The 17,970-nt window shown below is 37.7% G+C and carries 23 protein-coding genes and 1 tRNA gene; 15 read left to right on the forward strand and 9 right to left on the reverse strand.

Going from position 1 to position 17,970, the window contains the following annotated elements; genetic code table 11:
* Positions 1-6: 6 nt before the first annotated feature.
* From CIG1485E_RS01020 to CIG1485E_RS01030, 3 genes are read right to left on the reverse strand one after another with little or no spacing between them, the layout of a single operon-like run.
* Entirely contained in the window at positions 7-441 is a 435-nt protein-coding gene (locus CIG1485E_RS01020) for a molybdopterin synthase catalytic subunit (protein WP_038452736.1), read from the reverse strand.
* Between the two features lies 1 nt (position 442).
* Positions 443-664: a MoaD/ThiS family protein gene (locus CIG1485E_RS01025; RefSeq protein WP_038452739.1), complete on the reverse strand. Its 222-nt coding sequence runs from the start codon at positions 662-664 to the stop codon at positions 443-445.
* Between the two features lie 12 nt (positions 665-676).
* Positions 677-1,990, reverse strand: coding sequence for an NFACT RNA binding domain-containing protein (locus CIG1485E_RS01030; RefSeq protein ID WP_038455481.1), 1,314 nt, complete (start codon positions 1,988-1,990; stop codon positions 677-679).
* Between the two features lie 64 nt (positions 1,991-2,054).
* Between CIG1485E_RS01030 and leuC the strand changes: the two genes are divergently transcribed.
* Genes leuC through CIG1485E_RS01045 form a run of 3 tightly spaced genes read left to right on the forward strand, consistent with a single transcriptional unit; the run spans position 2,055 to position 4,858 of the window.
* The gene (gene leuC / locus CIG1485E_RS01035; protein ID WP_038452741.1) at positions 2,055-3,320 is read left to right on the forward strand and encodes a 3-isopropylmalate dehydratase large subunit; all 1,266 of its coding nucleotides are present in this window, start codon (positions 2,055-2,057) and stop codon (positions 3,318-3,320) included.
* A 30-nt stretch (positions 3,321-3,350) separates the two neighbouring features.
* Positions 3,351-3,893: a molybdenum cofactor guanylyltransferase gene (mobA, locus tag CIG1485E_RS01040; protein WP_038452743.1), complete on the forward strand. Its 543-nt coding sequence runs from the start codon at positions 3,351-3,353 to the stop codon at positions 3,891-3,893.
* Entirely contained in the window at positions 3,890-4,858 is a 969-nt protein-coding gene (locus CIG1485E_RS01045) for a phospholipase A (protein ID WP_038452745.1), read from the forward strand. The genes mobA and CIG1485E_RS01045 overlap by 4 nt, the downstream gene beginning before the upstream one ends.
* 1 nt (position 4,859) lies before the next feature.
* Here the strand turns inward: CIG1485E_RS01045 and CIG1485E_RS01050 are convergent, their stop codons facing one another.
* Genes CIG1485E_RS01050 through recA form a run of 4 tightly spaced genes read right to left on the reverse strand, consistent with a single transcriptional unit; the run spans position 4,860 to position 8,146 of the window.
* A complete protein-coding gene (locus CIG1485E_RS01050) occupies positions 4,860-5,576 on the reverse strand; it encodes an AMIN domain-containing protein (protein WP_038452748.1) in 717 nt (238 codons plus the stop codon).
* Complete coding sequence (locus tag CIG1485E_RS01055; protein WP_038452751.1) at positions 5,573-5,860, reverse strand: hypothetical protein; 288 nt, start codon at positions 5,858-5,860, stop codon at positions 5,573-5,575. Before CIG1485E_RS01055 ends, CIG1485E_RS01050 begins: the two co-directional genes overlap by 4 nt.
* Entirely contained in the window at positions 5,857-7,107 is a 1,251-nt protein-coding gene (eno, locus tag CIG1485E_RS01060) for a phosphopyruvate hydratase (protein WP_038452753.1), read from the reverse strand. Before eno ends, CIG1485E_RS01055 begins: the two co-directional genes overlap by 4 nt.
* A gap of 1 nt (position 7,108) precedes the next feature.
* The gene (gene recA / locus CIG1485E_RS01065) at positions 7,109-8,146 is read right to left on the reverse strand and encodes a recombinase RecA (RefSeq protein WP_038452756.1); all 1,038 of its coding nucleotides are present in this window, start codon (positions 8,144-8,146) and stop codon (positions 7,109-7,111) included.
* A gap of 96 nt (positions 8,147-8,242) precedes the next feature.
* Here recA and CIG1485E_RS01070 point away from each other — a divergent pair, with 96 nt between their 5' ends.
* From CIG1485E_RS01070 to CIG1485E_RS01085, 4 genes are all read left to right on the forward strand, one after another.
* Positions 8,243-9,112, forward strand: a complete 870-nt coding sequence (locus CIG1485E_RS01070; RefSeq protein ID WP_038452758.1) for a menaquinone biosynthesis family protein — start codon at positions 8,243-8,245, stop codon at positions 9,110-9,112.
* A complete protein-coding gene (gene fliQ / locus CIG1485E_RS01075; RefSeq protein WP_038452760.1) occupies positions 9,112-9,378 on the forward strand; it encodes a flagellar biosynthesis protein FliQ in 267 nt (88 codons plus the stop codon). The genes CIG1485E_RS01070 and fliQ overlap by 1 nt, the downstream gene beginning before the upstream one ends.
* Positions 9,375-10,136, forward strand: coding sequence for a UDP-N-acetylmuramate dehydrogenase (locus tag CIG1485E_RS01080; protein WP_038452762.1), 762 nt, complete (start codon positions 9,375-9,377; stop codon positions 10,134-10,136). Before fliQ ends, CIG1485E_RS01080 begins: the two co-directional genes overlap by 4 nt.
* Positions 10,137-10,211: 75 nt before the next feature.
* Positions 10,212-10,286: transfer RNA gene (locus CIG1485E_RS01085), tRNA-Asn, on the forward strand.
* Here the strand turns inward: CIG1485E_RS01085 and CIG1485E_RS01090 are convergent.
* Both CIG1485E_RS01090 and CIG1485E_RS01095 read right to left on the reverse strand, forming a co-directional pair.
* Positions 10,287-10,694 carry a hypothetical protein gene (locus tag CIG1485E_RS01090; protein WP_038452764.1) on the reverse strand — a complete coding sequence of 136 codons (408 nt, stop codon included), beginning with the start codon at positions 10,692-10,694 and terminating at the stop codon, positions 10,287-10,289.
* A 3-nt stretch (positions 10,695-10,697) separates the two neighbouring features.
* Positions 10,698-11,000, reverse strand: a complete 303-nt coding sequence (locus tag CIG1485E_RS01095) for a hypothetical protein (RefSeq protein ID WP_038452766.1) — start codon at positions 10,998-11,000, stop codon at positions 10,698-10,700.
* A gap of 118 nt (positions 11,001-11,118) precedes the next feature.
* Between CIG1485E_RS01095 and CIG1485E_RS01100 the strand changes: the two genes are divergently transcribed.
* The 8 genes from CIG1485E_RS01100 (at position 11,119) to tsaD (ending at position 17,960) form a co-directional block, all read left to right on the forward strand.
* Positions 11,119-11,430 carry a hypothetical protein gene (locus tag CIG1485E_RS01100; RefSeq protein WP_038452770.1) on the forward strand — a complete coding sequence of 104 codons (312 nt, stop codon included), beginning with the start codon at positions 11,119-11,121 and terminating at the stop codon, positions 11,428-11,430.
* Between the two features lie 8 nt (positions 11,431-11,438).
* The gene (locus CIG1485E_RS01105; protein ID WP_038452772.1) at positions 11,439-11,753 is read left to right on the forward strand and encodes a hypothetical protein; all 315 of its coding nucleotides are present in this window, start codon (positions 11,439-11,441) and stop codon (positions 11,751-11,753) included.
* A 78-nt stretch (positions 11,754-11,831) separates the two neighbouring features.
* Positions 11,832-12,575 (forward strand): phosphatidate cytidylyltransferase, encoded by a 744-nt coding sequence (locus CIG1485E_RS01110; protein WP_038452775.1) that lies wholly within the window; start codon positions 11,832-11,834, stop codon positions 12,573-12,575.
* Positions 12,572-13,654 carry a 1-deoxy-D-xylulose-5-phosphate reductoisomerase gene (locus CIG1485E_RS01115; protein ID WP_038452777.1) on the forward strand — a complete coding sequence of 361 codons (1,083 nt, stop codon included), beginning with the start codon at positions 12,572-12,574 and terminating at the stop codon, positions 13,652-13,654. Before CIG1485E_RS01110 ends, CIG1485E_RS01115 begins: the two co-directional genes overlap by 4 nt.
* Positions 13,654-14,907 (forward strand): uracil-xanthine permease family protein, encoded by a 1,254-nt coding sequence (locus CIG1485E_RS01120; RefSeq protein ID WP_038452779.1) that lies wholly within the window; start codon positions 13,654-13,656, stop codon positions 14,905-14,907. Before CIG1485E_RS01115 ends, CIG1485E_RS01120 begins: the two co-directional genes overlap by 1 nt.
* A complete protein-coding gene (locus tag CIG1485E_RS01125; protein ID WP_038452782.1) occupies positions 14,907-15,656 on the forward strand; it encodes a D-alanyl-D-alanine carboxypeptidase family protein in 750 nt (249 codons plus the stop codon). The genes CIG1485E_RS01120 and CIG1485E_RS01125 overlap by 1 nt, the downstream gene beginning before the upstream one ends.
* Positions 15,616-16,962 carry a M99 family carboxypeptidase catalytic domain-containing protein gene (locus CIG1485E_RS01130; RefSeq protein WP_407637573.1) on the forward strand — a complete coding sequence of 449 codons (1,347 nt, stop codon included), beginning with the start codon at positions 15,616-15,618 and terminating at the stop codon, positions 16,960-16,962. Before CIG1485E_RS01125 ends, CIG1485E_RS01130 begins: the two co-directional genes overlap by 41 nt.
* Positions 16,959-17,960 carry a tRNA (adenosine(37)-N6)-threonylcarbamoyltransferase complex transferase subunit TsaD gene (gene tsaD / locus CIG1485E_RS01135; RefSeq protein ID WP_038452784.1) on the forward strand — a complete coding sequence of 334 codons (1,002 nt, stop codon included), beginning with the start codon at positions 16,959-16,961 and terminating at the stop codon, positions 17,958-17,960. Before CIG1485E_RS01130 ends, tsaD begins: the two co-directional genes overlap by 4 nt.
* Positions 17,961-17,970 lie beyond the last annotated feature (10 nt).

The following is a 17,970-nucleotide window of genomic DNA, read 5'->3' on the forward strand; positions in this document are numbered from 1 at the left end:
CTAAATTTAGCCTAAAATTCCAGCTCCAGCTATCTTTTGGCTTCTATCTTTTGCGTAAATTCTCTCACCGTTTTTCAGATCATATTTCCATATCGGAGCGTTTGCTTTGAAGTCCTCTACAAAGTCATTTATGAGCTTGAGAGCTACTTTTCTTTGCGGGCTAAGGACTCCAGCGATGAAGCTAGTTTCGTGGTTTGGGACGTCGCCGATGGAGTGAGCCATAAGGATTTTGGCGTTTTGGCTTAGAGCCTTTTGCTGCCACGTATCAAACCACTTGCGTAAAAGCGGCTCATACACATCAAAGCTAAGCCCGTCAATGCCATGCTCATCACGCACGACGCCCACAAAGCTCATGATTGCGCCATAATTTTTGGTTTTATTCTCATCATACCAGCGGTTTGTGATTTCGTTTGCTTTTAGGCTTCCATGGTGTAGCTCCATTTTAGCCTCCGCAAACTGGCGGCAAAATGCAAATTTTATCACCGTCTTTTAGCGTAGTTTCAAGGTTAGTGACTATTTCGTCATTTAAGGCAACTGCACTTAGGCTAAGCCACTCTTTTAGGCTCTCATCTTGAGCTAAAATCTCTTTTAGCTGACCTAAATTACGAGCGTCAAGCTCTAAAATATCTCTTTTTATCGGACCCAAAAACTCGACTCTAACCATGCTTTATCCTTATTAAATTTTTATTCCAACGCTTTTGTAATTTACGTAATTCACAAAGGCGCCATTTACGACCTTTACGTTTTGCTTTTTCGTGTAATCCACGACGTAACTTCCACGCTCGCTGGTGCTAAATGTCACACAAAGTTTTGCTGCAAAGTTTATCAAATCTTCACTCAAATTTTGCTTATTTGTCTTTAGCAAGACGTGTGAGCTTGGGATGTCTTTTAAATGAAACCAAAAATCATCTTTTTTGGCCTCTTTTAGGAGCAAGGCGTTGCCTTTTTCGTTTTTGCCGACGCTGATTTTGAACTCGCCTATGTAGAAGTTTTCGATCAGATCTATGTTTTTGACATTGGCTTTGCTTTTGCTTTTTTTAGGGAGTAAAGTGTTTATTTCGTTTGTGTCACGGCTTAGCAAAATGGCGTTTTTAAGCTTTGAGAGAAACTCTATTTTCTGGGTTAAATTTTGCCTTTGAAGCTCAATGCCAGCTGCTTTTTGCTTTAGTTTTTTGCTCTCTTTAAACATCTCGTTTGCTGAGATTTTTGGTGAGTTTTGCAAGCTTAAATTTAGCATTTCACCGTTCGCGCCCTTTAGACTGATATCTCTATCATAGTCGTTTAAAAGGTATAAATTTGCAATGAGTAAATTTGCCCTTAAAGCTAGATCTTTGCTTTTTAGCTCAAGCTCATCTTTGCTTTCAAGCGAGTTTAGGTTTTCATTTAAAAGAGCGATTTTTTTGTCTAAATTTGCTATTTTTATAGCTCTTAGCTCTTCTAATTTTTTGTTTTTTAGCTTGTCAAATTCACCCTCAAAAAACTTATCAAAATCAGTGATTATCGGCGACTCATTTTCTTTTATATTAAACGGCTCAAGTTCTATGAGTTTTTTGCCGACTTTTATGGCTCTTAAATCGTTTTCAAAATGCCTTAAAGCCTCCAAAATAACGCCGTTTTCATCAGTCAAAATAATATTTGTAAAACGCCCTGTAAACTCAAGATAAAGTATTGATTTGATTAGCTTATATGAGCCACTAAGCGTGGTTTGGATTTTAAGAATTCTGTTGTTTGGCAAGACTTCTATTTTGTCGATTTTAGCTGAGTTTAGACGCTTTTTAAGTGTCACGTCAAAAGGAGCTTTATACTCCTTAGTTTGGAGATTTGAGCTAGATTTATATATGTTTGAGTTTGTTTTATTTAGGTCAAAAACCAGCTCATATTTTGGCTCAAAAGATATACAAAGCGCGCAGTCTTCAACTCTTTTTATATTTGTAATTTTTTTAAATTTAGACAAAAACTCTGAAATTTGGGTTAGGATTTTATACTTCATAAGCACGATTATACCAAAAATTTGATACAATAGCCCAAATTTAGACTAAAAATCAAGGGAAACCATGAAACAAACCATTACCGAAAAAATATTTAGTGAGCATGTAGGCAAAGAAGTAAGCGCTGGTCAAATCGTAGAAACAAACATCGATATGGTCATAGGAAACGACATCACAACGCCTATTTCAATCAGAGCTTTTAAAGAAAGTGGCGCCAAAAAATTAGCCAATCCTGACGGCTTTGCTATCGTGATGGATCACTACATTCCAGCTAAAGACATTGCAAGTGCTAATCAAGCTAAAATTAGTCGTGATTTTGCTGCCGAGCATGATCTTAAAAACTTTTTTGATGAAAAAGATATGGGAATCGAGCATGCTTTGATGCCAGAAAAAGGTCTTGTCGTGCCAGGCGATGTCATCATCGGAGCCGACTCTCACACCTGTACGCACGGCGCACTTGGGGCATTTAGCACAGGAATGGGCTCAACTGACCTAGCGTACGCTATGATAACTGGCAAAAATTGGTTTAAAATCCCACAAACCATAAAAGTCGAGTTCGTCGGCAAACCAGCTGCTTGTATATATGGCAAGGATTTGATACTTGAAGTTATCCGCCAAATCGGCGTGGACGGAGCCTTGTATAAAGCGCTTGAGTTTAGCGGCGAAGCGATGAAATATCTTGACATGGATAGTAGATTTAGTCTTTGTAATATGGCTATCGAAGCTGGTGGCAAAAGCGGTATAATCGCAGTCGATGAGATCACAAAAGAGTTTTTAGCTAGTAAAAATTTACGCTCAGAGCCAAAATATCACTACAGCGATGAGGGCGCGAACTATGAGCAAATTTTACGTATAGATGTAAGCAAGCTTGATCCAGTTATCGCTTATCCATTTTTGCCAAGCAACGGCAGGAGCATAAATGAAGCTCTAAAAGATGATCTAAAAATAGACCAAGTTTTCATCGGAAGCTGTACAAATGGACGTCTAAGTGACTTAAGAATTGCAGCAAATATCCTAAAAGGCAAAAGAGTGGCAAAGCACACTAGACTTATCATCACTCCAGCCACTCAAAAAATCGCTCTAGCAGCGCAAAAAGAGGGCTTAATGGATATATTTGTAGAAGCTGGCGCGGTCGTTTCTAACCCAACATGTGGAGCTTGTCTTGGCGGATACATGGGGATTTTGGGAGCTGGCGAGAGATGTGTGAGCACCACAAACCGCAACTTCGTTGGCAGAATGGGAGACCGCACAAGTGAAGTTTATCTTGCTAACTCAGCAGTCGCCGCAGCTACTGCAATAGCTGGTAAAATCGCAGATCCAAGAGAACTATAAAATTATAATTTAGCTATATCAAGATAAACCATGAAATACGCTCTTATTTTAGCAGGTGGCAAAAGCTCAAGAATGGGCGTTGATAAGACTTTGCTGCCGTACAAAAATTATGCGAGCTTGACGCATTTTTTATTTGATAAGTTAAATTTGATTTTTGAAGATGTCAAAATCGGTGCTAAAAGTGATAAATTTAGTCCAAATTTGCCAGTTTTAAAAGATGAATTTGATGATTTTATGCCCTTAAAAGTCATAGCAAATTTGGATAAGCATTTTGATGAGCCAGTTTTTATAATCGCAGCAGATACGCCGTTTGTGAAAGCTGGGACGATAAAAACTCTTTTTGATAATCTTAATGGTGGCGAAATTTCTTTGCCAAGTGATGGAGAGTTTGTGCATAGGCTTTGTGGATTTTACTCACCAAAAGCGAGCCAAAAAGCTAGAAATTTAATAGCTGGTGGTGATTTTGCCCTGCGTTCTTTAAACCAAATTTGCACTACAAAAATCACTAAATTTGATAAAAAAGAGCAGTTTTTAAATATCAATACGCCAAGCGATTATGAGCTGATAAAATGAAAAAGCTTATCGTTTTATCTTTGGGGGTTTGCCTAGCATATGCCAATGAAGCTTTGGAGCTTTATCAAAGAGCAGTCCAGTTTGAAAAAGCTGGCGACACGCAAAACGCACTTTTATACTATAAAAAAGCTGCGGCAAACTCATTAAATTTGAGCGATGAAAATGGTAATAAATCACTAAATTTAGACAACAAAATAGCCCTAAATGAGCCAGAAATTATAGAAAATAGCACCACAAAACAAGCCGAAAATAGCGATGATACGCCTTATAATCTTTTAAATATTTCTCCTTTGTATGACAATTATATTTTGCCGTTCACTTACGCTTCTAAAGTGCCAAATGGTGGGAGTAAAAACAAAGAAACCAAATTTCAAATAAGTGTTAAAAAGCCACTTTTAGAAGATTTTTTGGGCTTAAAAGAGAGCTTGTATTTTGGGTATACCCAAACGTCTTGGTGGCAAACCACTGAAGAGTCCACGCCTTTTAGGGAGAGCAACTATCAGCCTGAGTTTTTTGTGGATTTTCCACTAAATTTTGGTAGTCTTAAATCAGCTCAGATAGGTATTTTACACACTTCAAACGGACAAGGCGGAGAAAAATCAAGGTCGTGGAATAGGATTTATGCTAGAGGTGAGTTTGTTTATGGGGATTTAAGTATTTATCCAAGACTTTGGTGGCGAATCCCTGAAAGCGATGATGACAATCCAGACATTAGAGATTACGCTGGAAATGGCGATATAAACTTTGTTTACAAGATAAACAAGCACTATTTGAATGCTAAATTTACAAATAATTTGCACCTTGATAAGACAAACCGTGGCTCGCTTGAGCTTGGCTGGGTCTTTCCTATTTTTTCTAGTGGGCTTTATGGATACGTGCAGTATTTTAATGGATACGCCCAGAGCCTAATCGAGTATGACAAGCATACAAACAAAATAGGCGTTGGATTTTTGCTATTTAGATAGCTTATTTTATGGTTACGCTATAGCCGTTGCCAGTTTGTCTAACGTCGTAGTTGTAATCACCATCTAGCCAAATAACTGCTCTATAGTATCCCTCATGTGAGCCAAATACCACTTTTTTGACTGAGCCTTTATCAATTTTGAAGCTTTTGGTATTGAAGCTTGTGCCTGTTTTTTGAAAATCTATGATGATTTTGCTTGGTTTATCCATCGTAAAATCACGTATTTTTTTGTCTTTTGTATTTATATTAATTTTTGAATTATAAATGTCAAATTTAACTAAATCCATAAAATTAAATGTCTTTAGTGGCGGTTCTATTTTTGGTGCTATTGTTGGATTGGCTGCTGTTTTTGCCACTACTGCTTGATTTGGATTTTCGTTTGGTTTGATGCTTGTGACTGAGACATCAAGTATTTTTGTGGCTGTTTTGTTGGGTGAAATTTGGTTTTTGATGAGTATTTCATCGTGCCAGTCAAAGCTAGCATTGATATCTACTACCTTTTGTTTGATACTTCCATCTATGCTTTTATAATAAAAAACTACATGCGAAATTTCTCTGGCATCGCTTGGGAATTTGACTATTTGAGTATCAAGTGGTGGAGCAATTTTTGTGATGTTTGTGGTAATTATATCTGTACTGTTTATATCGCTTGGTAAAAATGGATTTTCTCTACCATTTAATACACACGCAAGAGCTAAAAAAGCTAGTATTTGTCTCATTTTTTATCCGTTATATAGCTGTCTGGGTCAAGGCCGATTAATTCAAAATACTCTTTTTGCAAGGCTGAGTTTGCTTCTTGAAGTTTTTTGACTTCGTGTTGCAAACTTGATTTTTGATTGTAAAGATCAAGCATTACATCAAGCGATCTAGTGCCAAAAAGTGCATTGCCTACGTAAACTCCAGCCACCACGACACAAAGCGTGATAGCTAGATATAAAAACAGTGCTTTAAAAGAGCTAGAACGCCTTTTTGGACTTTCATACTCTTCTAAAACTTCACTCAAATTTTATCTCCTAAAAACTCGCTAGTTTCACACTCGATCTCTAAAAGACGGTTGTATTTAGCGTTTCTTTCGCTTCTACTTGTTGCGCCAGTTTTTATTTCGCCAGTGTTTAGCGCTACAGCAAAGTCAGCTATGAAGCTATCTTCACTCTCGCCACTTCTGTGACTCATGATACAGCGGTAGCCGTTTCTTTGAGCTAGGCGAACTGTTTGCATGGTTTGGCTTACTGAGCCAATTTGATTTGGTTTGATCAAAATCGCATTGCCTACACCTTTTTGGATGCCTTCTTTTAGGATTTTTTCATTTGTGACAAATAGGTCATCGCCGACTAGTTGGACTTTATCCCCTAGCTTGTCTGTTAGGATTTTCCAGCCGTCCCAGTCATCTTCGCTAAGACCATCTTCTATAGAAAATATAGGATATTTAGCACAAAGCTCTTCATAGCGTGCGACTAATTGCTCGCTTGTAAAGCTCTTGCCCTCAAGCTTGTAAACGCCATTTTCATAAAGCTCACTACTAGCTACGTCAAGGGCTAATTTGATCTGCTCGCCTGGTTTGTAGCCAGCTTTAACTATAGCTTCCATGATGATTTTTAAAGGCTCTTCATTGTCTTTTAAATTTGGAGCAAATCCACCCTCATCGCCAACAGCAGTGCTATAACCAAGGTCGTTTAGTATTTTTTTAAGTGTTTGGTAGATTTCAGCTGCAGCGCGTAAAGCGTCGCTAAATTTATCAAATCCAAATGGCATAATCATAAATTCTTGAAAATCCACACTGTTGTTTGCGTGAGCGCCACCATTTATGATATTAAACATCGGCACCGGCAACACGCTAGCGTTCGCACCGCCAAGGTAGCGATAAAGTGGGATATTTAGACTATTTGCTGCAGCGCGAGCTACTGCCATAGATACGCCAAGAACTGCGTTCGCGCCTAGTTTTGAGTAGTTATCAGTGCCATCAAGATTAAGCATTGCATCATCAAGGGCTTTTTGATTATAAGCGTCCATTCCAGTTATTTCTTCAGCAATTAGTGTATTTACGTTGCTAACAGCTTTTAAAACGCCTTTTCCACCAAATCTGCTATCTCCATCTCTAAGCTCCAAAGCCTCGCGTTTGCCAGTGCTTGCACCACTTGGAACTACTGCAGTTCCTATGCTTCCATCGCAAAGCTCAACGCTGGCTTTGATTGTAGGGTTTCCACGGCTATCTAAAACTTCTATAGCGCTAACTTTTTTAATAATGACCATTTTATTCCTCTCCTCCTATTTCTTCATCGTCAATATCACTACTCATTACAGCATCGCCCATATTTTGGCGGATTTTGTCTGTTATTTCATTTGCTATGTTTGGATTTTCTTTCAAAAATGCCTTTGAGTTCTCTCTTCCTTGACCTAATTTTGAGTTATCATAACTAAACCAAGCACCGCTTTTATCGATTATATCAAGCTTCACGCCATAATCTATAATCTCGCCTTCTTTGCTTATGCCCTCACCAAACATTATGTCAAATTCAGCTTGTCTAAATGGTGGAGCAACTTTGTTTTTTACGACTTTGACTTTTACGCGGTTTCCTATTGGCTCATCGCTTTGTTTTAGTGTGGCGATTTTGCGGACATCGAGGCGAACTGAGGCGTAAAATTTAAGTGCATTTCCGCCAGTCGTAGTCTCAGGTGTGCCATATCCCATTGCGCCGATTTTCATACGAATTTGGTTGATGAAAACGACTGTTGTACCCATTTTATGTACGACGCCAGTTAGCTTTCTTAAAGCTTGACTCATAAGCCTTGCTTGAAGCCCGACGTGTTGGTCGCCCATATCGCCTTCTATCTCGCTTTTTGGAGTTAGGGCTGCTACGCTATCGATGACTATTAGATCGACCGCACCACTTCTAGCTAAGGTTTCAACTATATCAAGGGCTTGTTCGCCAAAGTCTGGTTGAGATATATAAAGATTATCTGTATCTACACCTAAATTTCCAGCGTATTTAACATCAAGAGCATGCTCAGCGTCCACAAACGCACAAACCCCGCCAGCCTTTTGGCATTCTGCTATAAGGTGCAAGGTGAGAGTGGTTTTACCAGAGCTTTCTGGCCCATAAACTTCTATAATCCTGCCTTTTGGTACACCACCAATCCCAAGAGCGATATCTAGTCCAATCGAACCAGAACTAATCGAATCGATAGGCTCTATTTCTTTATCACCAAGCCTTAAAACCGTGCCTTTACCAAAAGCTTTATCAATCTGCTTTAGGGCAAGGTCTAGACTTTTCTTTTTATTTTCATCCATATTTTACCTTTATAGAATTTGGCTTATTTTATCTTAAAAGTATTAAAAATTAAGTAAAATTTGACTAAACTAAAAGAAAAAGTTTAAAAAGGTAAAATTTTGAAAAATATAAGCGTGGCTCACTCTCCTGATGCAGATGATATTTTTATGTATCAAGCTATCAAATTTGGCTGGATTGGTAGCAAAATACTGAGTTTTTCAAACACTGCAGCTGATATCCAAACGCTAAATTACGAAGCCTTAAAAGGCACTTATGATGCGACTGCTATTAGCTTTGGGCTTTATCCGCTCATATATGAAGATTACGCACTTTTGCGTACCGCGGTGAGTTTTGGGGAGGGTTATGGACCAAAACTTATTAAGAAAAATGGCGCAGTTTTAAAGCCAAATTTCAAAGTCGCTTTGAGTGGAGAGCATACGACAAACGCCATGCTTTTTAGGCTTGCATATCCAAAAGCAAGGATAGTTTATAAAAACTTTTTAGAGATAGAAAGCGCAGTTTTGAGCGGCGAAGTGGACGCTGGAGTGCTGATACATGAGAGCATTTTGAGCTTTAGCAGTGAGCTTTGCGTAGAGCGTGAGCTTTGGGATATTTGGTGCGAGTTTAGAGGAGATGAGAGTTTGCCTTTGCCACTTGGTGGAATGGCGGTGCGTAGAAGCCTGCCACTAAGTGATGCTATAGAGTGCGAAAGAGTGCTCACAAAGGCTGTTGAAGTCGCAAACTCAAACAAAAAATTACTCTCAAAAATGCTAATCGAGCGAAATTTAGTCCGTGTGGATGACAAAAAACTTGATGTTTATCTAAATTTATATGCGAACGATAATTCTATAAATATGAGTGAAATCCAGCTAAAGGCTGTAAATAGAGTGTTTGAGCTTGGATTTGAAGCAGGATTTTACCCAAATCTTATAAAAGCTGAGCCAAATCTTATTCCGACTGAATATTTAGAAAGCAGAAACGCCTAATGCAAAGCGATTTAATCGGGCTTGGAGTGGAGACCTTTAAGCTCGCTTTGATGATAAGCTTGCCCATGCTTTTAGCTGGACTTATTGCTGGACTTATCATCAGTATATTTCAAGCTACAACTCAGATCAATGAAATGACCCTAAGCTTTGTGCCAAAAATCATCTTAGTCGTCGTGATAATCATATTTTTGATGCCTTGGATGATGAATCAAATGATAGATTTCACGGCTAGAATCCTAAATATGATACCGACATTTATCCAATGAAAATAGACTTTTCTAAATTTAGCTCTGTGAAGATCGGTGGCGTTTTTGATGTCGAGATGATAGATGAAATGTGTGAATTTGATGGAGTGATGATAGGTGGAGCAAATAATATTTTGATTTCACCAAACCCACCAAAAATGGGGATTTTGAGTCCTAAATTTGACTATATTAAATTTGAAAATGGGATTTTGAGCGTTGGAGCAAAAACAAGTGCGGCAAAGCTGTTTAAATTCGCCAAAGAGCAAAATCTTGGCGGATTTGAGTTTGTCAAAAAAATACCAGGCACGATTGGTGGGCTAATCACGATGAATGCAGGGCTAAAAGAGCATGAAATAAGCCAAAGCTTAAAAAGCATAATCACAAGTTATGGCGAATTTGACAAAAACGAGTGTGATTTTGCCTATCGTCACTCAAATATAAAAGGCGTGATTTATGAGGCTAGATTTGAGATTTTGCGTGAGTTTGACGATGATTTAAGTGAGATTTTAAACGCTAAAAGGGCTAATCAGCCCAAAGGGGCAAGTTTTGGAAGCTGCTTTGCAAATCCTAAAGCTGCCCCAGCTGGCAAACTGCTTGAAGAAGTAGGGCTAAAGGGATTTCGCATCGGCAGATGCGGATTTAGCGAAATTCATGCAAATTTTTTGATAAATTATGGCGGTGGGACTTTTAGCGATGCGATTGCCTTAATAAATTTAGCCAAAGAGCGAGTAATGGATAAATTTAAAATAGAGCTAAAAAGCGAAGTTGTGGTGCTGTGAGCTAAATTTAAAACAAATTTGCCTAAATTATTGACAAATAATAAACTTTTGTGTATAATTGCAACTCTTTTTTATTCCGGATTAGCTCAGCGGTAGAGTAGTCGGCTGTTAACCGATTGGTCGCTGGTTCGAATCCAGCATCCGGAGCCACTAATCCTTAGATTTTTTATCCATCAAAATTTCAGTTTTGCTTCTTATTTTTTTATTTAAGAATGATTTTTCACGCTCACTTAGATCACTACTTTTTATCTTATTTTTAGGTTTTGGCTCTGGTATTTTGGCGTTTATCGCTTCATCTTTTTTTGAGTTTTTTGCATTAAAAATATTAAAAACCAAAGCAACAATCACAAACAAAGAAGATAGCACAATCACCCATTTTGTGATAAGTGCGTATTTGATAAGCTCAGTTTGTGAGGTTAAATTTAGATAATTTACCACGTCAGAATATATAAAATTTGAGAAAAATATCACCAAAACTAAAGCTAAGATAAGCAAAACTTTTTTTCTAAATTTGTAAAGCAAAGTCCAAAAAATGGTTGATTTAATGAGTTTAAACATATTTTATACCAAAAAATCCAGTCCAAGCACGGCTAGAGCTGCGATTAGGGTTTTGTTTTTGAGTGAGTCAATTACGCTAGCTCTTGCGTCGCTTAGCATGATTTCTATCTCCTCATCGCTAAAATCATCAAAGCTTTGGTGGTTCATCGCAAGCCTTACTTTGAGGTTTAAAACCGCCTTTTCTTGGATTTTGAAATCTATCTTTTGCTTTAGCTTTCCGCCGCCTAATTTGGCGTAGTCAAATGTCTTTGAAATTTGGGATTTTGTGATGTTTATAGCTGATTTTGTTTTGTCTTTTATACTCAAATTTAACTCCAAAAATTTTGGGTAATTATAATAAATTTGATTAAACAATTAAATTGGAGTGAAATTTGCTTTATATTGTCTAAATTTTAGATAGAATGAAAAAAACAAAGGAGATCTGATGGCTATAACTCCAGTAAGTGGCAACATATATGTCAATCAAAACACTCCAGCAGCAGCCAGTGTGCAGAGCGATTTTCAATCCAAACTTGAGCTTCAATCTTTAGCCGCAAGCACTCTTGCAGAGCAGAAGAAAAAAGAAATCGAAGAGATAAGACCGACTGAAGAAACATACAAAATCGACCCACAAAACGAGCACGAAAAGCAAAAAAGCAAAGAAGAGCTAAAAGAGATGGAAGATGACGAAAAAGAAGAAAAAGATGAGAGCGAAGAAGAAGATTTAAGCGGACACAGGCTAAATATCGTGGTATAAAATTAAATATGAAAACTCTGATTTTTCTAGCGATTTTTTGTGTCACTGGGGCTTACGCGATAAATAAAATAGAGATAATAACTACGCAAAATAGAACTCTAAAAGCCGAAATTTGGGGCAAAGATACAACTTCACTTTTAGTCATTTATAATAATTCAAACTTAACTCCAAACTGCACTTTAACCAAAATAGGCAAAAGTTTTGATGGTGTAGTGCGAAAATGGGAGCTAAAATGCAAACTCCCAAAAAGCTCAGGCAGACTTATCATCAAATACCAAAACCCACGCAACCAAAATCTAGAGATAAATAAATTTATCGAGTAAATTTAAAATAAACATAGAGCCAAATTTAAAGTAAGCTTTTATCTGAATTTGGATAAAATCCCACGCAAAGGAAAATAAATGAAAAATCGTATAATAACTGGCGTATCGCTATTTGTGGTTTTTTTGGTCGTTGCTTTGGCTGATATATTTTGGCTAAATTTTTTAATATTTGGTGGGATTTTGGCGATTTCATTTTTGGAGAGCTTAAAACTGTTTAAAATCGAGCAAAAAAGCCTTGTTTTTATCGCCTTAGCCTTTTTTGCTATTTTGCCATTTTTAGGTGGAATAAACGATATTTTTAAGGTTATTTTATTAAATTTAATCGTGATAGCTTCGGTTTTAGCTTACACAAAATCAGATAATATCAACTTTTTGCTTCCATTTTTGTATCCGACAGTGCCTGTTTTTATGATGTTTGCACTTTATCAAAATTACGGCATGGCGTGCTTGTTTTGGCTGATTTTTACAGTGATTTTAAGCGATAGTGGCGCGTATTTTTGTGGCAAAGCCTTTGGCAAACACAGCTTCTCAGCTTCAAGCCCAAACAAGACCTTAGAAGGCGTGCTTGGTGGCTTTGTTTTGGGTAGCGTTTTGGGTAGCGTTTTTGCTTTGATATTTATCGATATTGATCTTATTATGGCAGTTTTTTGCTCCGTTTTAGTTAGTTTACTTGGTGTTTTTGGAGATCTGTTTGAAAGCTACTTAAAAAGAAGAGCTGATGTCAAAGATAGCGGGACATTGCTTGGCGAGCAAGGCGGTTTGCTTGATAGAATGGACGGCTATTTATTTGGCGTTGTGGCTATGTTTTTGGTGCTTGCATGATAATACTTGGAAGCACAGGAAGCATCGGCAAAAACGCCTGTTTGCTTGCTGGCGAGCATGGGATAAAAATAAATGCACTGGCTTGCTATAAAAACTATAAAGAGCTAAACGAACAAATAGCTAAATTTAACCCAAAACTCGTCTATATAAAAGATGAAAATCTAAAAAAATATATAAATCACAAGCATGTTTTTACACAAATTGATGGCATGGTGGAGTTTTTGAAAGCTTGTAAGAGTGAGTTTGAAGGCGATTTGCTTATCAATTCTTTAGTAGGATTTGACGGGCTTGAGCCAAGCTATCACGCTCAAAAGCTTGGCTTCAAACTAGCTTTAGCCAATAAAGAAAGCCTTGTAGCTGGTGGGAAATTTCTTGATACTGAGGCGATAAATCCTATTGATAGCGAGCATTTTGGGCTTAAATTTTTGCTAAAATCTAGCCCCAAAATCAAAAAACTAATCATCACTGCAAGTGGCGGGGCATTTTATAATCTTAGCCAAAAAGAGCTAAAAACAGCTACCCCACAAATGGCTTTAAAGCACCCAAATTGGGATATGGGAGCTAAAATCACGATAGATAGTGCGACCATGGCAAACAAGCTTTTTGAGGTGCTTGAAGCGTATTATCTGTATTCTACCAAATCCATAGACGCTTGCATAGAGCGAACTTCAAGCATTCATGCGCTTATCGATTTTGTAGACGGCTCAAGCACAGCGCACCTCTCAAAAACAGATATGAAACTAGCAATCGCCCACGCCATTGGTCTTGGGGAAAAAGAGATTTTGGAAAATGTAAATTTGCTAGAGCTTAAAAGCATTAAATTTAGACCAATAAATTTGAATAAATATAGGATTTTTGCTCTAAAAGATGAAGTGCTAAAAAATCCAGATCTTGGCGTGATAATAAATGCTGCAAATGATGAGACTGTTTATAAATTTTTAGAAGGCAAGGCTGGATTTTTGGATATTTCGGAAAATATCTTTAAGGCTTTGGATAAATTTGGCTCAAGCAGTATAAAATCCATAGAAGATGTATTTGAAATCAATCAAAAAGTTAGAGAGTTTTGTAAAGGAATTTAATGAAAGAAGAAGGTATATACGACGGTTATCACTTTAGGACGAGCGAGGCTTTGTTTGGTGTACAGTTTTTGTTTGTGGCGTTTGGCGCGCTTGTTTTGATGCCGATTTTAACAGGACTTGATATAAATGTAGCACTTTTTACAGCTGGTATCGGGACGCTGATTTTTCAGCTTTGCACGAAAAGGCGTGTTGTACCGATATTTTTGGCAAGTAGCTTTGCATTTATTGCTCCAATTACCTTTAGCGTCGGTCAGTGGGGGCTTAGCGCTACTATGGGTGGGCTTGTCGCAGCTGGACTGTTTTACGTTGTTTTAAGCTTCATCGTGCGTTTTAAGGGACAAGATTTTATATACAAGCTCTTGCCGCCAGTCGTGGTGGGGCCTGTCATCATAACAATCGGACTCATACTCTCACCAAGTGCAGTTAATATGGCGATGGGTAAAGGCGCTGTTTATAGTAGTGAAGTCTCTTTAACGATCGCTGGAATAACGCTTTTAACGACTATTATGGCTATTGTTTTTGGTCGTGGGATGATGAAACTAATCCCGATCATAATAGGCGTTGGCGTGGGATACGTGGTTTCTATATTTTATGGAATTGTTGATTTTTCTATTATTTCAAAGGCTAGTTGGTTTGCCTTGCCGAACTTCACAGCCCCTACATTTGAGCTAAATGCAATGCTTTATATGATACCAGTGGCTATCGCTCCTACAATCGAGCATATAGGAAATATTTTGGCTATTGGAAACGTGACAAAGACTGATTTTATCAAAAATCCAGGACTTAAAAACACACTTTTGGGCGACGGCTTAGCAACTAGTGCGGCTGCACTTTTTGGTGGTCCGCCAAATACGACTTATTCAGAAGTCACTGGAGCAGTTCGCCTAACAAAAGCTTATAATCCAGGTATTATGACTTGGACTGCGATAACTGCGATTTTGCTTGCATTTGTTGGGAAGCTTGGGGCGTTCATCGCCACTATCCCAGCTTGCGTAATTGGCGGAATTATGGTTTTGCTTTTTGGAATTATCGCTAGCGTGGGCATGGAAACGCTAATCAAACACAAAGTTGATCTTGCAGATCCTAGAAATATGATAATCGTTTCGCTCATTTTGGTTTTTGCCATTGGCGGAATGGTGTTTGATTTTGGTTTTGCTAGTTTTAGCGGAATTGGACTTGGTGCTATCATGGGTGTTTTATTAAATTTAGTGCTTCCAAAAACAGATAAATTTCAAGGTTATGACGGATACTAATGCGTAGGCGTGAGTTTATAAAAGATAGTTTTTTGGCTTTAGTTGGAGCTGGTTTGTTGCCAAATTTAGCTTTTGGAAGTAGTGATGAATTTGTCGCTAGCGATGAAATTGCTACTTTTAATAGCGTTTTTGCGAAGCTAAAATCAGTCCAAAATGAAGTTGGTTTTGGTAAATTTAATATCATAAGTTTTGATGAGGTTTTAGTAGCTGCAAAATACTCTTCAAGGATAGAAAAATTCAGCCAAGTTGAGCTAAATTTGATAGAAAAGCTTTATGGAGAAGATCCGTCAAAATATGGATTTTACGGCAATAAAACTTGCAGTAGCCTAACTGAAGCAATAAATCAAAAAGACATTATCAAGATACCTTTAACAGGGCATTATCTCTTTAAAGGTTTAGCTCATCAAGCTTACGAAAATCTCTTGCGAGATGTCGGAAGCTCACTATTTTTAACAAGTGGGGTAAGAAGCGTTTCTAAGCAACTATTTTTGTATATGAATAAGATAAAAAATAGTGGCTACAACATAACAAAAGCTAGCAAATCCTTAGCCCCGCCAGCTCATAGTTATCATAGCATAGGCGATTTTGACGTTGGCAAAAAGGGCTTTGGAGCCTTGAACTTTACAGAGGAATTCATAAGAACAGAAGAGTTTAAAAAACTTATTTCTTTAAAATATGTATCCATAAGATATACAAAAAAGAACTTAGATGGAGTTAGATTTGAACCGTGGCATGTACAAGTTGTTTAAAGTTTTATTGATTGGTGTTTTTTGCGTAAATTTATATGCAAACGACCTGACGTATTCTTTCATCAAAAAGGGCGTGGATGACAATAACACAGTCCTTTTGATAGGCGGGATTCAAGGCGATGAGCCAGGTGGATTTCTAGCTGCTAGCTTGGTGGCTACTGAATACAACGTGACAAAAGGCTCGCTTTGGGTTGTGCCAAATTTAAATTTTGATAGCATTATCAAAAACGACCGCGGGGCTTTTGGCGATATGAACCGTAAATTTGCTAGTATTAGTCCAGATGATCCAGATATAAAAAGTGTAAATGGTATCAAAAAGCTACTTTTGGATCAAAACGTTTCTATGGTGATTCATCTGCATGACGGAAGTGGCTTTTACAGACCGACATACATAAACGAGATGAAAAATCCGCGTCGTTGGGGCAATAGCGCGATAATTGATCAAGAAAAACTAGAATTTCCAAGCCCGTATTCAAATTTAAAAGCCATTGCCACTCAAGTCATAGAAAAAGTAAATCAAAACGCCATAGATGACGAGCATAAGTATTATTTACGCAACACAAACACAGCTTTGGGCGATAAAGAGATGCTAAAATCCTTAACATATTTTGCTATCACAAACGCAAAACCAGCCTTTGCAAATGAAGCTAGCAAATCTTTAGCTAGTCATGAGAGAGTTTATTATCATCTTTTGGCTATCGAAGAGTATCTTAAAATCGCTGGAATAGAGTTTCAAAGGGGATTTGAGCTAAATCCAAAAAGCATTAAAAAAGAAATAGAAAAAGAGATAGAAATCGTTTTGTTTAACAACAAATTCTACCTAAGCCTGAATAATCCAAGAGCCAAAATCGGCTATGTTCCTATCCCAAAAGACACAGCTTTGGAGTATAATTGCACAAGCCCGCTTGCAGCACTTATCAAAGATAAAAACGGATATACGGTCCATTATGGCAACAAAATTTTGACAAAACTCGTGCCTGAGTTTATTGATTATTCAAATTTAACAAGCAGTATCGAAATAGAAGTAGATGACAAAAAAGAGCAGATAGAACTCGGCTCAAAGATAGAAGTAAGCTCATATATAAAGGTATTGAAAAAAGATAAAATCAGAGTAAATGTCATAGGATACGGCTCCAAGCCAGTTGATGAATCAAATATAAAAATAAGTAAAAAAGATATAAAAAAAAGCTTTTCTATAGATAAAAAAGGAAATATTTTTCGGGTTGAATTATACGAGCAAAGCAAGGACGGCGATAAATTTATCGGTATGTTTTTGGTCGAGTTTAAAGACGGTAAAAGCTCATGATATTAGGTATTGAGAGTAGTTGCGATGATAGTTCAGTGGCTCTAATGGACGCTCAAACTTATGAGCTAAAGTTTTACAAAAAAATCACCCAAGAAGCAGAGCATTCTAAATTTGGTGGCGTGGTGCCAGAGCTTGCAGCTCGTCTTCACACGGCAGCTTTGCCAAATTTGATTGAAGAGATTAGCCCGTATTTTAAAGATATACAAGCAGTCGGCGTGACAAATGAGCCTGGACTTAGCGTTAGCTTGATAGGTGGAGTAAGCGTGGCAAAGTCGCTTTGCGTCGCTCTTGGAGTGCCATTAATTGGCGTAAATCACTTAATCGGACATATTTATTCGCTATTTTTAGATAGGCAAATCACGCTCCCACTTGGAGTATTGCTAGTAAGTGGCGGTCATACAATGGTGCTAAATATCGGTGAAAATGGCATCATAAAAGTCATTGCCACCACGAGTGATGATAGCTTTGGGGAGAGTTTTGACAAGGTCGCAAAAATGATGAATCTAGGCTATCCAGGTGGTGCTATCATAGAAAAATTAGCCCAAAATGGCGACGCAAAACGGTTTAAATTTACAGTTCCGCTCAAGCATGATAAACGCATAGAATATAGCTTTTCAGGGTTAAAAAACCAAGTCAGAGTAGAGATAGAAAAGCTTGGAGAGCTTAGTGAAGCTGATAAAAGCGATATTGCAGTATCTTTTCAAAACTCAGCCATAGAACACATTCTTGATAAGCTTGAAAAGATTTTTGGTGAGTATAAATTTAAAAACTTTGGCGTGGTCGGTGGGGCTAGTGCAAACTTGCTTCTTAGATCAAAACTTCAAATTTTATGTGATAAATTTGGCTCAAATTTGATGTATGCGCCGCTAAAATATTGCAGCGACAACGCAGCGATGATAGCAAGAGTAGCCACGTCTAAGTATCAAAACTCCAAATTTACCCAAGTTGGCGAGCTTGCCATAAAACCACGGGTAAATCTTGATGGTATGAGTGTTTAGTTTTATGATA

Source organism: Campylobacter iguaniorum, from assembly GCF_000736415.1.
GTDB classification, from domain to species: domain Bacteria; phylum Campylobacterota; class Campylobacteria; order Campylobacterales; family Campylobacteraceae; genus Campylobacter; species Campylobacter iguaniorum.

Excerpts from the sequence above, each read along its gene's own strand:
- CIG1485E_RS01105 (WP_038452772.1), top strand. The coding sequence starts at position 11,439 with ATGAAAACTCTGATTTTTCTAGCGATTTTTTGTGTCACTGGGGCTTAC.
- CIG1485E_RS01080 (WP_038452762.1), top strand. The coding sequence starts at position 9,375 with ATGAAAATAGACTTTTCTAAATTTAGCTCTGTGAAGATCGGTGGCGTT.
- CIG1485E_RS01120 (WP_038452779.1), top strand. The coding sequence starts at position 13,654 with ATGAAAGAAGAAGGTATATACGACGGTTATCACTTTAGGACGAGCGAG.
- CIG1485E_RS01025 (WP_038452739.1), bottom strand. The coding sequence starts at position 664 with ATGGTTAGAGTCGAGTTTTTGGGTCCGATAAAAAGAGATATTTTAGAG.
- CIG1485E_RS01110 (WP_038452775.1), top strand. The coding sequence starts at position 11,832 with ATGAAAAATCGTATAATAACTGGCGTATCGCTATTTGTGGTTTTTTTG.
- CIG1485E_RS01090 (WP_038452764.1), bottom strand. The coding sequence starts at position 10,694 with ATGTTTAAACTCATTAAATCAACCATTTTTTGGACTTTGCTTTACAAA.
- leuC (WP_038452741.1), top strand. The coding sequence starts at position 2,055 with ATGAAACAAACCATTACCGAAAAAATATTTAGTGAGCATGTAGGCAAA.
- CIG1485E_RS01115 (WP_038452777.1), top strand. The coding sequence starts at position 12,572 with ATGATAATACTTGGAAGCACAGGAAGCATCGGCAAAAACGCCTGTTTG.
- mobA (WP_038452743.1), top strand. The coding sequence starts at position 3,351 with ATGAAATACGCTCTTATTTTAGCAGGTGGCAAAAGCTCAAGAATGGGC.
- CIG1485E_RS01020 (WP_038452736.1), bottom strand. The coding sequence starts at position 441 with ATGGAGCTACACCATGGAAGCCTAAAAGCAAACGAAATCACAAACCGC.
- CIG1485E_RS01050 (WP_038452748.1), bottom strand. The coding sequence starts at position 5,576 with ATGAGACAAATACTAGCTTTTTTAGCTCTTGCGTGTGTATTAAATGGT.
- eno (WP_038452753.1), bottom strand. The coding sequence starts at position 7,107 with ATGGTCATTATTAAAAAAGTTAGCGCTATAGAAGTTTTAGATAGCCGT.
- fliQ (WP_038452760.1), top strand. The coding sequence starts at position 9,112 with ATGCAAAGCGATTTAATCGGGCTTGGAGTGGAGACCTTTAAGCTCGCT.
- tsaD (WP_038452784.1), top strand. The coding sequence starts at position 16,959 with ATGATATTAGGTATTGAGAGTAGTTGCGATGATAGTTCAGTGGCTCTA.
- CIG1485E_RS01130 (WP_407637573.1), top strand. The coding sequence starts at position 15,616 with ATGGAGTTAGATTTGAACCGTGGCATGTACAAGTTGTTTAAAGTTTTA.
- CIG1485E_RS01125 (WP_038452782.1), top strand. The coding sequence starts at position 14,907 with ATGCGTAGGCGTGAGTTTATAAAAGATAGTTTTTTGGCTTTAGTTGGA.
- CIG1485E_RS01100 (WP_038452770.1), top strand. The coding sequence starts at position 11,119 with ATGGCTATAACTCCAGTAAGTGGCAACATATATGTCAATCAAAACACT.
- CIG1485E_RS01030 (WP_038455481.1), bottom strand. The coding sequence starts at position 1,990 with ATGAAGTATAAAATCCTAACCCAAATTTCAGAGTTTTTGTCTAAATTT.
- CIG1485E_RS01045 (WP_038452745.1), top strand. The coding sequence starts at position 3,890 with ATGAAAAAGCTTATCGTTTTATCTTTGGGGGTTTGCCTAGCATATGCC.
- recA (WP_038452756.1), bottom strand. The coding sequence starts at position 8,146 with ATGGATGAAAATAAAAAGAAAAGTCTAGACCTTGCCCTAAAGCAGATT.